Below are 13997 nucleotides of genomic sequence, written 5' to 3' on the forward strand. Positions count from 1 at the left end.
CGATGACGCGGCCCATCACACCGATGAACCCGCCCAGATCGTCCGAGGACGAGGCAATCTGCCCACCGTCGGGCGTGGTGACTGCGTAGGTGCCATTCCGGTCACCGGTCATGACGATATCGCGCGAGGCGACGACAGGCGCCTCGACCAGAACGCCGCGATTGGGCACGTCGAACCATTGCGCATAGGCGACCAGGGCAAGGCTCGCGACCATCAGCGCGAACATCGCCTGCACCAGAATCCGCGGAACCATCTCTTTGTCGCGATGGCGCATTTGCTGTTCAAGTTGTGACATGATGCCTTACTCCGCTGCGACGGCATTGCCGTCAGATTGGCTGACCCTCTCGACCTTTGGTTCCGAAATCCGCGTCTCGGCGGCTTCGGCAAAGATACGGGCGACGTTGGCCGCGTCGGGGATACAGCGCAGGGCGGGCTGGGTCCGCGCCATGCGCCACGGCCGCACATGCGGCCAGGACATCAGGTAGGATATCCGCGTTTCCCCGATCAGCTCGAACGCAAGCGTGCCGTGGCCCGAAGGCTTCAGGTCCAGCTTGGCGGTGCCGATCCATGTATAGGGCAGGTTCAGCGTCATCGTCAGCGCTGCACCGATCCGCATCGCCACACGCTTGTTCGTCAGTGTGTAGACCGTCGATTTCGCCTGCACATAGGCGATCCCGTAAAGGATCCCGCAGGCCAGAAGCCCCGACAGAACGAAGGGCACGCCATGCAGCAAAGCGACGCTGAAAGGCACCTCGGCGGCTGACGCCCCGACACGCCAGAGCGTCAACAAGGCGAAATAGGCCGCCACCCACCGCAGAGCCAAGGCCTCACGGGCAAGGTGTCGTGGATCAGGGGCGCCCTGCCACAGGATATGTTCGCCTTCCGGCAGCTTCTCTGGAAGCCCCCTGATCGGCTCGAAATTGAAATCGTCGTGGCTCATGGCGCGTTCCCTTTCGCGTTTCGCGCACCCCCGGTGGCTGGCCGGGGGCACAAGGTTGGTGTCACAAGATCAGGACGCGTAAAGCGTGCCGCCCGCGTAGTATGCGGTGATCTTGTCTTCTTCGAGCAGGGTGACCTGCTCCATGCTCTTGGTGGCTGGCACGTTGTCCCAATTGCCGGCCTTGAGCGATTTCACTTTCACGCGGTCAGGCAGGATACGGGCCATGTTGATCGGGATCAGGCGCGTCTTGCCCGACCCTTCGGGGTTCAGATCGACCGTCATGTAGCGGACCAGAGCCTCGGGCACGTCAACCCACATGTCGGTGACACGGCCGACGACTTCACCGTCGCCGCCCACAACCGCCTTGCCGCGCGGATCGCGCCCGGCCGAGATCTTGAAGTCGGGCAGCATCGACATCGGCTTGATCTTGACGTGGCCATGGGCGTCCAGTTCCGGCGCATCGCGGCGCGGTGCCCAGGCTGCGGGGCCGACACCATCGACCATCGGATCACCTGTCGGCAGCCAAGGCGAACCGGTGCTGGGCGAGGATTGCGCCAGCGCCAGATCGGTCCGCATCTTGCTGTCTTCGTAGTCACGGCTTGGCACCGTCAGCGTGCCTTTGCCATCGCGCAGGATAAAGGTCTTTTCCTTGGGCAGCGGGAACAGGCTTTCATTCGCCGGCACACCGTCGCCGTCGTCGCGCAAAGGATAGCCCTCGCGCATGTTTTCGGTCTGCAGGTAATAGACGAGACCTGCAAAGAAGATCCAGAAGAGCCAGATTGCGATGCTCGCCAGATCCGTGTTGCCAAAGAATTCTACACCAACCATTGGTTTGTCCTTTCGGTGGTTAGGTCGGGAACTCTGCCAAACCCAGCTTGGCAGTGTCCCCGGTGGTCATGGGCCGCAGCCGCACAAGCGGCCCCAGCACAATCAGGGTGATAAACAAAAGGGCTATCTCGGTGTGGTAGACGACCGAGTAGCCGGTGGCAGGCGTGGCGAGCGCCTCTCCCAAGGTGCCGGTCCCAGCGGCATGGTTCACGAGGTCACGCAAGGTGCCCCCGATAAAGATGGACAGCCCCGCACCGGTGGCCTGTGCGGCCCCCCATGCGCCAAGGGCCAGACCGCGACCGGCCTTGCCGATTGCGGGCATCGTCATGGCGGCCGTCAGGGTCGAGACCCCGAAAAGACCGCCGCCGAAACCGATCAGTGTCGCTCCGGCGTAGAACAGAACGGGCGAATTCACCGGCGCTGCGAAGATCACCGTGGCGAAGGCCACGATCCCAGCCAGAAGACTGCGTGCGGCCATCCGGTAAGGATCAAGCCCCGTCTTCAGCCAGCGCGCCGCCAACCCGAAACCGACCAGCGCGCCCATCGCCCACATCGCCGTCAGCATCGTCGTCGCCGAGACCGACAGACCGAGAATCTCGCCGCCGTATGGTTCCAGCAGCACATCCTGCATGTTGAAGGCCATTGTCCCGATGAACACCACCGCCAGCAGCCGCCCTGCATCGCCGCCTGCGGCCAGATCGTTCCACGCGTCGCGGAACGTGGGCGAGGCTTCCTCGCGCTGCGCCTTGGTCATCGGCGTGACCTTCTCTTGCCGCCAGAGGGCGATCAGGTTCAACAGCAGCGTCATCACGGCGGTGCCCTGCACCACCTGCACCAGCCGCAACGGCGAATAATCGCGTAGCAGTGCGCCGATGATGATCGCGGCAAAGGCCATCCCCAGCAGGTTCATCACATAAAGCAGCGCCACGACCTTGGGCCGCGTTTCTTCCGTCGCGCGGTCGGCGGCCAGCGCCAGACCCGCCGTCTGGGTCATGTGCATCCCGATCCCGGTCAGCAGGAAGGCAAGACCCGCCCCTACATATCCCGCAATCGGGAAATCGAGCGTCCGGTCACCCGACAGCACCAGCAGGGCCATCGGCATGATCGCAAGGCCCCCGAACTGCCACATCGTCCCGAACCAGAGGTAGGGAATACGCTTCCAGCCGATCGCGGATTTGTAGTTGTCGGACTTGTGCCCCAGCAGGGCACGGAACGGTGCGACCAGCACCGGAATGGCGATCATCGCCGCCACCAGCGTGGCACCGATCCCCAATTCCACGATCATCACGCGGTTCAGCGTGCCCAAAAGCATCACCGCCGCCATCCCGACCGAGACCTGGAACAGCGACAGGCGCAAAAGCTGGCTCAGCGGCAGGTCTTCACTGACCGCATCCGCGAAGGGCAAGAGGTTGACCGACAAGCGCTTGAGGGATGATGCCTTGAAGATCATGCGCGAACTCCGCCGAAGACCAGCGCCTTCGAGATGTAGAAACCCGACTTGACCTGATCCACTTCGGCCAGCCGCCGCTTCACGCCCGCATCCCGCAAGGCCGAGGCGATGGCACCAGTGGTCTGCGGGATCATCACAGGGCTGCGGTCGGCGCGCGGAAACAGCTTGCCCACCCGCCACATCGCCATCAGCGCAGGCGTGCGCGGTGCGATGGTGAAGACGAACTTGCCGTCCACCCGGTGCGCGGCCTTCCCCAGAAGGCCCGCGATATCGGCGGCGCTGTAGTAGATCATCGAATCCATCGCCAGCGCGTGGTCGAACCGGCCGTGGGTATCGTCCAGCATGTCGCCCGCCACCCAGGTGATCCGGTCCTTGAGGTCCGGCGGCATCCGCAGTTGCGCGATATCGACCAGTGCAGGCGAGATATCGACCGCCACCACCTCGGCCCCGCGCTGGGCCAGTTCGATTGCCATCGCGCCGGTGCCGCAGCCTGCATCCAGCACCCGTGCGCCGCGCAGATCGCCGGGCAGTTGCGCCAGCATCAGCGCGCGCATCCGGTCGCGCCCCGCGCGCACGGTCGCCCGCACACCCGAGACCGGGGCATCAGATGTCAGCCGCTCCCAGACCTTGGTCGCGGTGCGGTCGAAATAGTGTTCGACCCTGTCACGTGTGGCGGCGTAGTTGGTCACTTAATCGAATCCCAGCAGTTCAAAGATTTCCCGATCGGGCAGCGGGGCGGGCGCCAATGGCTCGGTCCCGTTCCAGAGCGTTTCCGCCAACCGGATGTATTCCTTGCGGACCTGCACGATTTCCTCGTCATCGGGCATCTCGAAGAGTGTCTTTTTCTTCAAGCGGCTGCGGCGGATCGCGTCGAGGTCAGGCATATGCGCGATGCGGTTGAAACCGACGGTCCGGCAATAGCGGTCCACCTCGTCGGTCTCGCGGCTGCGGTTGGCGACACAGCCGGCCAGACGCACCTTGTAGTTGGCGGATTTGGCCTGCACCGCCGCGATGATCCGGTTCATCGCATAGATGCTGTCAAAGTCATTGGCGGTCACGATCAGCGCGCGGTCGGCGTGCTGCAAGGGCGCTGCAAAACCGCCGCAGACCACGTCACCCAGCACGTCGAAGATCACCACATCGGTGTTTTCCAGCAGGTGATGCTGCTTGAGCAGTTTGACCGTCTGCCCCACGACATAACCGCCGCACCCCGTGCCCGCAGGCGGGCCACCGGCCTCGACGCATTTCACGCCGTTGAAGCCGTCGAAGATGAAATCCTCGGGGCGCAGTTCCTCGGAATGGAAATCCACCTCTTTGAGGATGTCGATCACGGTCGGCACCAACGATCCGGTCAGGGTGAACGTGCTGTCATGCTTGGGATCGCAGCCGATCTGCAAGACCCGCTTGCCCAGCATCGAAAACGCCGCCGACAGGTTGGACGAGGTCGTGGATTTGCCGATCCCGCCCTTGCCATAGACCGAGAAGACCTTGGCGCCCTCGATCTTCGCGTCATCCGGCTGGTGCACCTGCACCGAGCCTTCGCCATCAAGGCCTTTCAGGTTCGGGATCTCGTCTCTGGGGCTCATGAGAGCCTCCTTTCATTTGTCGTCATTGGGGATCGCATCATTCCGCTGCCACCCCTTCCATCCGGTCTTCCAATGCATCCGCTGCATCCTGAAGAGCCGCCAAAGTCGCTTCGTCCGGTGTCCAGTAGGCGCGGTCCGACGCCTCGAGCAGCCGGTTCGCCATCCGCATCGAGGCTTGCGGGTTCAGTGCCGCCAGCCGGTTGCGCATGTCTTCGTCCAGCACGAAGGTTTCCGACAGGCGCTGGTAGACCCAAGGTTCGACCTCGCCGGTCGTCGCCGACCAACCCATCGTGTTGGTCACATGCGCCTCGATCTGGCGGACACCCTCGTGGCCGTGGGTCAGCAGGGCCTCGTAGAATTTCGGGTTCAGGCTGCGGCTGCGCGTTTCCAGCGCCACCTGATCCTGCAACGTGCGCACCTTGGCCCCGCCACGGGTCTGATCGCCGATGTAGACGGGGGCTGCCTGCCCGCCCTTGGCGCGCTTCACCGCCCGGGAAATGCCGCCCAGCGTGTCGAAGTAATGGTCAACCGTGGTGACGCCAAGTTCGACGGATTCAAGGTTCTGATAGGCAAGGTCCACATCCTTCAGCGCCTTCTGCAACAGCGCGGGGTTCTGCGTTGCCTTGCCGTTGACACCGTAGGCAAAGCTTTTGCGGGCCTCATAGGCATCGGCCAGCTCATCCTCGTCACCAAAGGCCGAGCTATCGACCAGCTGGTTCACGTTCGATCCATAAGCGCCTTCGGCATTCGAAAAGACGCGCAAGGCGGCGTCTTCGATCCCGCAGCCCATGTCCTTGGCATAGGCCAGCGCATGGGCGCGGACAAAGTTCTGGTCCAGCGGTTCATCGGCGGTGGCGCATTTCAGCGCGGCCTCTGCCAGCATCCGTGTCTGCAATGGCAGCAGGTCGCGGAAAATCCCCGACAGCGTCATCACGACATCGATGCGCGGGCGACCCAAGGCGGCCAGCGGGATCAGATCAGCCCCCGACAGGCGGCCAAAACTGTCGAAGCGTGGCAAAGCCCCCATCAGCGCCAGCGCCTGACCGATCGGCCCGCCATCGGATTTGATATTGTCGGACCCCCAAAGCACCAGCGCCACGGTGCGGGGCATCGCCTTGTGGGTTTCCAGCAGCAGGTCCGCCTGCTTCTTGCCCTCGGCCACGGCAAAGGCGGTCGGCATCCGGAACGGATCGAAGGCATGGATATTGCGGCCCGTCGGCACGATCTGGGGCGAGCGGATCAGGTCACCACCGGGCACAGGCGGGACAAAGTGCCCCGACAGCGCCGCCATCAGCCCCGCCAGTTCATGATCCCCGCCCAGCAGCGCTGCGGCGGCATCCGTCGCCTCGCCCTTGGGCATCAGGGCGATGAATTCGGCCTTCGCCTTGTCGCTCATCGGCTTGCCGACGACGTGCAGCCCTTCGGTGATCAAAGAGCCCTCGGTCTCCAGCAGTTTCAGCCAGAGGCGGTCCAGATCGCGCGCATCCAGATCGACCGCCACCGCCTGATCGCGGATCAGCAAAGCCAGTTCGTCGCGCTGGTCATCGGTCGGGGGCATCTCGCGCCAGCGGGTCAGGCTGTCCTTCAGTTCGGCCAGCCCTTTGTAAAGCCCCGCAGTCGTCAGCGGCGGCGTCAGATGGGTGACCGTCACCGCATTGGACCGGCGCTTGGCCAAAGTCGCCTCGGAAGGATTGTTGGCGGCGTAAAGATAGACATTCGGCATCTCGCCGATCAGCCGGTCCGGCCAGTCGCGCGCACCAAGGCCCGCTTGCTTGCCCGGCATGAATTCCAGCGCGCCATGCATCCCGAAGTGCAGGATCACGTCCGCCGAGAAGGTGTTGCGCAGCCACAGATAGAAGGTGACGAAAGCATGGGTCGGCGCAAAGCCCTTTTCAAAGAGCAGCCGCATCGGGTCGCCCTCGTAACCGAAAGCAGGCTGCACGCCGACAAAGACATTGCCGAAGTGCTGGCCCAGCACATAGACGCCGCGCCCGTCGGACTGGATCTTGCCGGGGGCGGGGCCCCAGACCGCCTCGATCGCCTGCAGCGGCGGAGTGGTGCGGACGATCGTATCGGCATCCACATGGGCCGCGACATTCGCCTGCTGACCATATTGCGTGGCATTGCCCAAAAGGATCGCGGCGCGCAGGTCATCCACGGTTTCGGGCACATCGACGGTGTAGCCTTCGGCCTTCATGCGGGTCAGTGTGTTGAAAAGGCTTTCAAAGACGCCGAGATAGGCCGCCGTACCCACAGCCCCCGCGTTCGGCGGAAAGCCGAACAGGACCACACCGACCTTCTTTTCGGCATTCTCTTTGCGGCGCAGCGTGGCTAGGCGCAGGGTCTTTTCGGCAAGGCTTTCGATCCGCTCAAAGCAGGGGGCCATCGCCTTGCAGTCGGACAGGGTCTGACAGGCCTTCGCACAGCCAGTGCAGCCCTCGGTCCCGTGGCGACCGGCAAAGACCGTCGGATTGGTCGCGCCGTCGATCTCGGGCAGGGCCACCAGCATGGTTGTCTCGATCGGGCCAAGGCCCTGACCGCTGTTAGCCCACTGACCCAGCGTCTGGAACTCCAGCGGTTGCGCGGCGATATAGGGCACATTCAGGTCGCCCAAAACCTCGACCGCCGCCGCGCTGTCATTATAGGCAGGCCCGCCGATCAGCGAGAAACCGGTGAGCGAGACCATGGCATCCACGCGACCCTGAAAATAGGCAGAGATCGCCGGACGGCCATCCAACCCGCCGGCGAAAGCGGGGATCACGCGCATGCCCTTGGCCTCGAAGGCGCGGATGACGGCATCGTAGTGCGCGCAGTCCGAGGCAAGGATATAGGACCGCAACATCAGGATACCGATGGTCGCCACAGGTGCGGCAGGACGCGGCAGGTCGCGCAGGTCGGTCACGATCCCCTGACCCGGAAGGTCGGGATGGTAAAGACCCACATCGGGATATTCGACCGGAAGTGCCGCCTTCGCCCCATGCCAGTCGGCGCGCCGCGCATAGCGACCGATCAGGAAGCGGATCATCTGTTCGATATTGTCGTCCGACCCGCCCAGCCAATACTGCATCGCCAGGAACCACGCGCGCAGGTCCTGCGCCTTGCCCGGGATCAGGCGTAGGATCTTCGGCAGACGCCGCAAGACCCGCATCTGCTTGGCACCGGAATCCGCCGACGGCTTGGACCCGCCACGCAGCTTTTTCAGCAGGGCCATCGCGCCGCTGGCAGGCTTGGACATATCCAGATCACCCATGCGGGTCAGTCTGACGATCTCGCCATCGGCAATGACGCCGAGCATGGCGTCACACTGGTCACGGCGGGCCTTCATGGCAGGCAGGATCGCCTTCACATGCTCTTCGAGGAACAGCAGGTTGGCGATGACGATATCGCCTTCGGCCACGGCCTTGCGGGCATGGTCCAGCGCCTCGGGGCTTTCGGCCCATTCGGCAGCGGCGAAGACCTGCACGTCCAACCCGGGGAAATCCGGCGCCAGACGCGCGGCCATGCGCAGCGCCGGACCGGCCGCATGGCTGTCCAGCGTGACGATGACCACGCGGTAGGGCTTATGGATCACCTCATCGCGCATAATGGGCCTTTGCTTCGTAAAGCGTATCGAGGCTGATCTCATGCAGCCCCTTTTCCAGCGCGAAGGCTTCGGTATTGCGCCGCGCCTTGCCACGCACGAAGAACGGGATCTTCTTCAACTCGCGTTCCGCATCCGTCAGCCAGATCACATTGTCTGGCGCATCCTCTTGCCTCGCTTTGCTCGAAATACTCCCGCCGGAGGCATCCTCGACCAGCGGCTTGGCCTTGCCGCCGTGATGACTTGCCCCGGCATCGTCATGGAATTCGAAGTCGTCGCGGAACATGGTCAGCAGATGCTCTTCCAGACCCATGACAAGCGGATGGATCAGCGTATCGAAGATGACGTTCGCACCCTCGAAACCGACTTGCGGGGAATACCGCGCCGGGAAATCCTGCACATGCACCGGCGATGAAATCACAGCGCAGGGAATGCCCAGCCGCTTGCCGATATGGCGTTCCATCTGGGTGCCGAGGATCATCTCGGGCGACAGCCGCTCGATCGCGGCCTCGACCTCCAGATAATCATCGGTGATCAGGGCCTCGACGCCGTAGTCCTTGGCAAGCTGCCGGATCGGCCGCGCCATTTCGCGATTGTAGCAGCCGATGCCCACCACCTCGAACCCCATCTCGTCGCGGGCGATGCGGGCATGGGCGGCGACATGGGTGCCGTCCCCGAAGATGAAGACCCGCTTGCCGGTCAGATAGGTGCTGTCCACCGAGCGCGACCACCACGGCAGGCGCAGGCGGCTTTCGTCGATCCTTGCCGATACGCCGGCGAGCGCGGCGACCTCGCGGATGAAATCGCGGGTCGCTCCGACGCCGATGGGCACGGTCTTGGTGAAGGACTGGTCAAAGTCCCGTTCCAGCAGACGCGCTGCGGCCTCGCCGGTTTCGGGGCAGAGCAGCACATTGAAATGTGCCGCGGGCAGACGCGCGATATCCGAAGGCGTCGCGTTCAGGGGCGCGACGACATTCACGTCGATCCCCATGTCGGACAAGAGACCGGTCAGTTCCTCGACATCGTCGCGGGCACGAAAGCCCAGCGCGGTGGGGCCGAGGATGTTGCAGGTCACCCGCGCCGTCCGCTCTTGCGGTTTGGCAAGGTGCTTGACGATCTGGTAGAAGGTCTCGTCCGCGCCGAAGTTTTCCTTGCGGCTGTAGCTTGGCAGTTCCAGCGGGATGACGGGGATGGTCAGCCCCATCGTTTCCGCCAGACCGGCGGGATCGTCCTGGATCAGTTCGGCGGTGCAGGATGCGCCGACGATGATCGCCTCGGGCTTGAAGCGGTCGACCGCATCGTGACAGGCGGACTTGAACAGCGTCGCCGTATCGGCCCCAAGGTCGCGCGCCTGGAATGTCGTATAGGTCACCGGCGGGCGGTGATTGCGGCGTTCGATCATGGTGAAGAGCAGGTCCGCATAGGTATCGCCCTGCGGTGCATGCAGCACGTAGTGCAGACCCTTCATCGCCGTGGCGACACGCATCGCGCCGACATGGGGCGGACCTTCGTATGTCCAGACGGTCAGCTTCATCGCGCGACCTCGCGCGTTTCCATGGAAGGTCTTGCTGCCTCCAGATGCAACAGCGCCTTGCGCCGCACGGGCCGCGAGAAGAGACCGGCGAGATCCCCCGCCTGCTCGTAGAAATGCACCGGTGTGAAGACCAGCTCGATCGCCCATTTGGTCGTCAGACCCTGCGCCTCGAGCGGGTTGGCCAGGCCAAGACCACAGACTGTCAGGTCAGGGCGCGCGGCCATGGCGCGATCAAGCTGCTTTTCCACGTCCTGCCCTTCGGCGATCTGCGGACCGGCAGGCAGCAACTCGAGGTCAGGACCATGCAGCGCGTCGTGGATATACGGGCTGCCGACCTCGACCGCGGTCATCCCACACTCGCGGGTCAGGAAACGGGCCAGCGGGATTTCAAGCTGGCTGTCGGGGAAGAAGAACACCGATTTGCCGCGCAACACTTCTGCGGCCTGCGCAATGGCCTTGCGGGCACGGGCGCGAGGGGCGGCGGTGACGTCGTCGAATTTTTCCTGGCTGACACCGAATTCCATCGCAACGGCCCGCAACCATGCTGTCGTGCCTTCCTCGCCAAAGGGGAAAGGGGCCGCGATATGGCGGGCGCCACGGCGTTCGAGTGCCGCATGGGTCTCACCAAGGAAAGGCTGGGTCAGCGCAAAGACGGTGTTCGGACCGACCGCCGTTGTCTCGTCGATCCGGCGGGCCGGCAACAGGCGGATCGGGCCGATGCCCATCTCGCCCAGCAGCGACAGCATCTGATCCTCGACCACATCGGGCAGCGCGCCGACCAGCAGCAATTCGCGCGCGGTGGTGTCTTTCAGCACCGGCACCATCGAGGCCAGACAGGCATCTTCGCCTTCGGTAAAGGTCGTCTCGATCCCCGAACCGGAATAATTCAGCACCCGCACATGGGGGGCGTGGACCTTGCTGAGCCGCTCGGCGGCGCGGGCGAGGTCGATCTTGATCACTTCCGATGGGCATGACCCCACCAAGAACAACTGGCGGATGTCCGGACGACGCGCGAGCAGGCGCGCAACCTCGCGGTCGAGCTCTTGGTGGGCGTCGGCCATGCCGGCCAGATCCTGTTCTTCGAGAATCGCCGTGCCGAATCGCGGCTCGGCGAAAATCATCACACCGGCGGCGGATTGCAGAAGATGCGCGCAGGTGCGCGAGCCGACGACAAGGAAGAAGGCGTCCTGCATCTTGCGGTGCAGCCAGATGATTCCCGTCAGGCCGCAAAAGACCTCGCGCTGGCCGCGTTCCTTAAGGACAGGGGCCGTGCGGCAACCGCCGTTCGACGGGGTCAGGGGCACGTTCATTTCCGCCCCTCCGCATCCAGCCGCGCCATGCGCAGTTTCCAGACGAACTGGGCGGCGTTGATGACATAGGCAGCATAGGCCGCCAGCGCGATATACATCAGCTGGCTCGGTCCGTACCAACCGCCATAGAGGGCGAAAACATACAGCAAATGCAATGCGATAACCGCAAAGCTGAAGACGTCTTCCCAGAAGAAGGCAGGCGCGAAAAGGTACTGGCCGAAGACCACTTTTTCCCAGATCGCGCCGGTCACCATGATGACCAGCAAGACACCCGTTTTGACGACGATCGAGAGGGTTGCCGCCTCGTATCCGGCACCGGTCGAAAGGTAGCGGATCACCAGCCCGAGCGAGACCAGGAAGACAAGGAACTGCAAAGGCGCAAGGATACCCTGAACCATGGTCCACTTGGTCCCGTCACGGCGCGCACGTTCGGCATCCGTATAGAGGCGTGAACCACCGTCCCGGATCGCCGAAGTATTGCTGGTGGCGATGGTCATGTAAGTCTTTCCTGACAACGTCATATGTAAAGAATATTGTCCACTTCACCAAAGTGTCAACTTTAACTTACAGAGTGCGACACTTTTACTGGCGCTTGGCCCGCAGGCACTGGTAACGCATATTTATAACGATTTAACAATGATTTAGCGCAGATAAGGGGTTCGGCCCAACGCAGACTGTCAATTTGCTTTGACAATCTGTCGGTCACAAATGAAAATAGATGCATTGACGATCAGGCGACCCAGAAGAGAAAAAACCAAAAGGACCGGCATATGGCCGACTATCGGAACGTCGATACGAAAATAAGGGCACGGTCTGACGGGATGCAGGCGCTGCTGGCTGCACAAGGAACCGCCGCCGCCCTCGTCGGAGACATCACCGACCATCTCGATCCCACGATCCTGGCCACCCTGCACAACGCCATGCTGAGCCATAGCTCGCAGGACGGGCGCGCGGCGGTCAGACAGGCCGTCATGACCGGTGTCAGGGCCGAGGATATCGCCGACCTCTATGTCCCGACGCTGGCACGCGGTTACGGCCACCTTTGGTGCGAGGACGAACTGACATTCGGTGAAGTGACGATTGCCGTCTCTCGGCTGCAATCCGTTCTGAGGGACCTCGAGGCATACTGGCCCCGCCTGCGCGACCATGGGCAATCGAATGCCTCGGTTCTGCTGATCAATCCGCGCGATGTCTTTCACACGCTCGGCGCTTTCGTTCTCAGCGGGCAACTGCGGCGCAAAGGCATCTCTGTGAAGATGTCCATCGGCGGCAACGCGAAATCTGTCCGTGAAGAATTGAGTACCGAAAAATTTGACGCTATTTTTATCTCGGCTTCTCAGAGTGACTCTCTTGAATCGCTGAAACTAATTATCGATGCTGTCATCGCAGCGACTACCGTGGCCCCCCCGATCGTGATCGGTGGCGCACTCCTTGAAGTCGAATCTGCCAATACAGTAACCGCAAGGACGGGGGCAGATTTTGCCACAGGAAATGCAGAGGAGGCGTTACGCCATTGCGGCCTCCTCCTAACCACGCAAGAAGACGCGCCGACGAGTTGCAGGGGTTGAGCCATGACAATGGCCCGTCAACCAATGTTACGGCCATGACCTCCCGTGGCACAAAATACTGGAACAGCGGCGCAATCCCCCTGATTGCGCCGGAAATCCTTGGCGACATCATTGCGCAGGTTGCCGATGTCGGTGTCGTCATCGACGAGGACGGCAAGGTTCTCTCGGTGCTCGTCAATCCCAGCACGACGACCTTCCGTGGTCTCGAAAAATGGGAAGGGCACGATATCCGCGAGTTCCTGACCGTGGAAAGCGTGCGCAAGCTTGAAACCCGCATCGAGCAGTTTCTCAAGAACGAGGGCGCCGTCCGCCCGATCGAACTGAACCACGCCGATGGCAGCCAGCTTTTCGGCTCGCCCGTGCGCTACAGCTTTCACCGGATCGGCCCCGACGGTGCGATCCTGCTTTTGGGCCGCGATCTTCAGCCGATTGCCGACATGCAGCAGCAACTGGTCGAGGCACAGCTGGCGCTGGAGCGCGACTACGAAGAAAACCGCAGCTTCGACACGCGCTTTCGGGTGCTGATGGAAAGCATCAACGATGCCGTCATCTTTGTCGCGGTCGAGGACGGGCAGATTTTCGATGCCAATTCGGCGGCGGCGACGCTGTTTGGTTTGCCTCACGAACGGACCATCGGAAAACGCCTTCAGTCGTTGTTTGATCAGAAAAAGTCGGGCGAGATCGTCGAGACACTTGTCGCGCAGACGGTGTCGCCACCGAAAAAGCCCTTTACCGCGCAATTGCCGGACAAGGGCGGTGCCGTCGAAATCCACCCCTCGCTTTATCGCGCGGCAGGTGACCGGATGCTGCTCTGCCGTTTGGTCCCGGTCGGCGAAGCGAACGCGCGCGACGACGATCTGCGCCGCAATGTGCTGGACCTCTATCACGACTGCCCCGAAGCCATCGTCTTTGTTTCTGACAGTGGCGATATCCTGTCCGCGAACGACGCTTTTCTCGATCTCCTGCATGTCGGGCATGACATCAGCCTGAGGGGCCGCAGCTTTACCGACTTCCTTCAGCGCGGCACCGTCGACTTCAAGGTGATGGCCGAAAACGCCGCCCGTGCAGGCCGGATGCGGAACTATGCCACCAAGATGGCGGGCGACTATGGCAGCCCGCGCCCGGTCGATATCTCGGTCACACGTCTGACGGCGGGATCGAAAACGATCTTTGCCTTCGTGATCCGCGACGGTGCCCGCCC

General features: G+C 62.8%; 12 protein-coding genes. 2 read left to right on the forward strand and 10 right to left on the reverse strand.

What is annotated here, in order from left to right; genetic code table 11:
- From puhC to bchF, 10 genes are all read right to left on the reverse strand, one after another.
- Positions 1-295 (reverse strand): photosynthetic complex assembly protein PuhC (gene puhC, locus V7N12_RS11320; protein WP_333714674.1); only part of this gene is annotated, 295 nt, incomplete at its 3' end.
- 6 nt (positions 296-301) lie between these two features.
- Positions 302-940, reverse strand: coding sequence for a photosynthetic complex putative assembly protein PuhB (gene puhB, locus V7N12_RS11325; RefSeq protein WP_333714675.1), 639 nt, complete (start codon positions 938-940; stop codon positions 302-304).
- Positions 941-1009: 69 nt separating this feature from the next.
- A complete protein-coding gene (puhA, locus tag V7N12_RS11330; protein WP_333714676.1) occupies positions 1010-1768 on the reverse strand; it encodes a photosynthetic reaction center subunit H in 759 nt (252 codons plus the stop codon).
- A 19-nt stretch (positions 1769-1787) separates the two neighbouring features.
- Positions 1788-3218 (reverse strand): PucC family protein, encoded by a 1431-nt coding sequence (locus tag V7N12_RS11335; RefSeq protein WP_333714677.1) that lies wholly within the window; start codon positions 3216-3218, stop codon positions 1788-1790.
- Entirely contained in the window at positions 3215-3907 is a 693-nt protein-coding gene (gene bchM / locus V7N12_RS11340; RefSeq protein ID WP_333714678.1) for a magnesium protoporphyrin IX methyltransferase, read from the reverse strand. The genes V7N12_RS11335 and bchM overlap by 4 nt, the downstream gene beginning before the upstream one ends.
- Positions 3908-4804 (reverse strand): ferredoxin:protochlorophyllide reductase (ATP-dependent) iron-sulfur ATP-binding protein, encoded by an 897-nt coding sequence (bchL, locus tag V7N12_RS11345; RefSeq protein WP_333714679.1) that lies wholly within the window; start codon positions 4802-4804, stop codon positions 3908-3910.
- A gap of 37 nt (positions 4805-4841) precedes the next feature.
- A complete protein-coding gene (locus V7N12_RS11350; protein ID WP_333714681.1) occupies positions 4842-8387 on the reverse strand; it encodes a magnesium chelatase subunit H in 3546 nt (1181 codons plus the stop codon).
- A complete protein-coding gene (gene bchB / locus V7N12_RS11355) occupies positions 8377-9918 on the reverse strand; it encodes a ferredoxin:protochlorophyllide reductase (ATP-dependent) subunit B (protein WP_333714682.1) in 1542 nt (513 codons plus the stop codon). The genes V7N12_RS11350 and bchB overlap by 11 nt, the downstream gene beginning before the upstream one ends.
- Entirely contained in the window at positions 9915-11228 is a 1314-nt protein-coding gene (locus V7N12_RS11360; RefSeq protein WP_333714683.1) for a ferredoxin:protochlorophyllide reductase (ATP-dependent) subunit N, read from the reverse strand. Before V7N12_RS11360 ends, bchB begins: the two co-directional genes overlap by 4 nt.
- Positions 11225-11725 carry a 2-vinyl bacteriochlorophyllide hydratase gene (gene bchF / locus V7N12_RS11365; protein ID WP_333714684.1) on the reverse strand — a complete coding sequence of 167 codons (501 nt, stop codon included), beginning with the start codon at positions 11723-11725 and terminating at the stop codon, positions 11225-11227. The genes V7N12_RS11360 and bchF overlap by 4 nt, the downstream gene beginning before the upstream one ends.
- A gap of 273 nt (positions 11726-11998) precedes the next feature.
- Here bchF and V7N12_RS11370 point away from each other — a divergent pair, with 273 nt between their 5' ends.
- Both V7N12_RS11370 and ppsR read left to right on the forward strand, forming a co-directional pair.
- Positions 11999-12796 (forward strand): cobalamin B12-binding domain-containing protein, encoded by a 798-nt coding sequence (locus tag V7N12_RS11370; RefSeq protein ID WP_333714685.1) that lies wholly within the window; start codon positions 11999-12001, stop codon positions 12794-12796.
- A 35-nt stretch (positions 12797-12831) separates the two neighbouring features.
- Positions 12832-13997 (forward strand): transcriptional regulator PpsR (gene ppsR / locus V7N12_RS11375; RefSeq protein WP_333714686.1); only part of this gene is annotated, 1166 nt, incomplete at its 3' end.

The organism is Yoonia sp. (assembly GCF_036770585.1).
Taxonomy (GTDB): domain Bacteria; phylum Pseudomonadota; class Alphaproteobacteria; order Rhodobacterales; family Rhodobacteraceae; genus Yoonia.

Excerpts from the sequence above, each read along its gene's own strand:
- puhB (WP_333714675.1), bottom strand. The coding sequence starts at position 940 with ATGAGCCACGACGATTTCAATTTCGAGCCGATCAGGGGGCTTCCAGAG.
- puhA (WP_333714676.1), bottom strand. The coding sequence starts at position 1,768 with ATGGTTGGTGTAGAATTCTTTGGCAACACGGATCTGGCGAGCATCGCA.
- V7N12_RS11335 (WP_333714677.1), bottom strand. The coding sequence starts at position 3,218 with ATGATCTTCAAGGCATCATCCCTCAAGCGCTTGTCGGTCAACCTCTTG.
- bchL (WP_333714679.1), bottom strand. The coding sequence starts at position 4,804 with ATGAGCCCCAGAGACGAGATCCCGAACCTGAAAGGCCTTGATGGCGAA.
- V7N12_RS11350 (WP_333714681.1), bottom strand. The coding sequence starts at position 8,387 with ATGCGCGATGAGGTGATCCATAAGCCCTACCGCGTGGTCATCGTCACG.
- bchB (WP_333714682.1), bottom strand. The coding sequence starts at position 9,918 with ATGAAGCTGACCGTCTGGACATACGAAGGTCCGCCCCATGTCGGCGCG.
- V7N12_RS11360 (WP_333714683.1), bottom strand. The coding sequence starts at position 11,228 with ATGAACGTGCCCCTGACCCCGTCGAACGGCGGTTGCCGCACGGCCCCT.
- bchF (WP_333714684.1), bottom strand. The coding sequence starts at position 11,725 with ATGACCATCGCCACCAGCAATACTTCGGCGATCCGGGACGGTGGTTCA.
- V7N12_RS11370 (WP_333714685.1), top strand. The coding sequence starts at position 11,999 with ATGGCCGACTATCGGAACGTCGATACGAAAATAAGGGCACGGTCTGAC.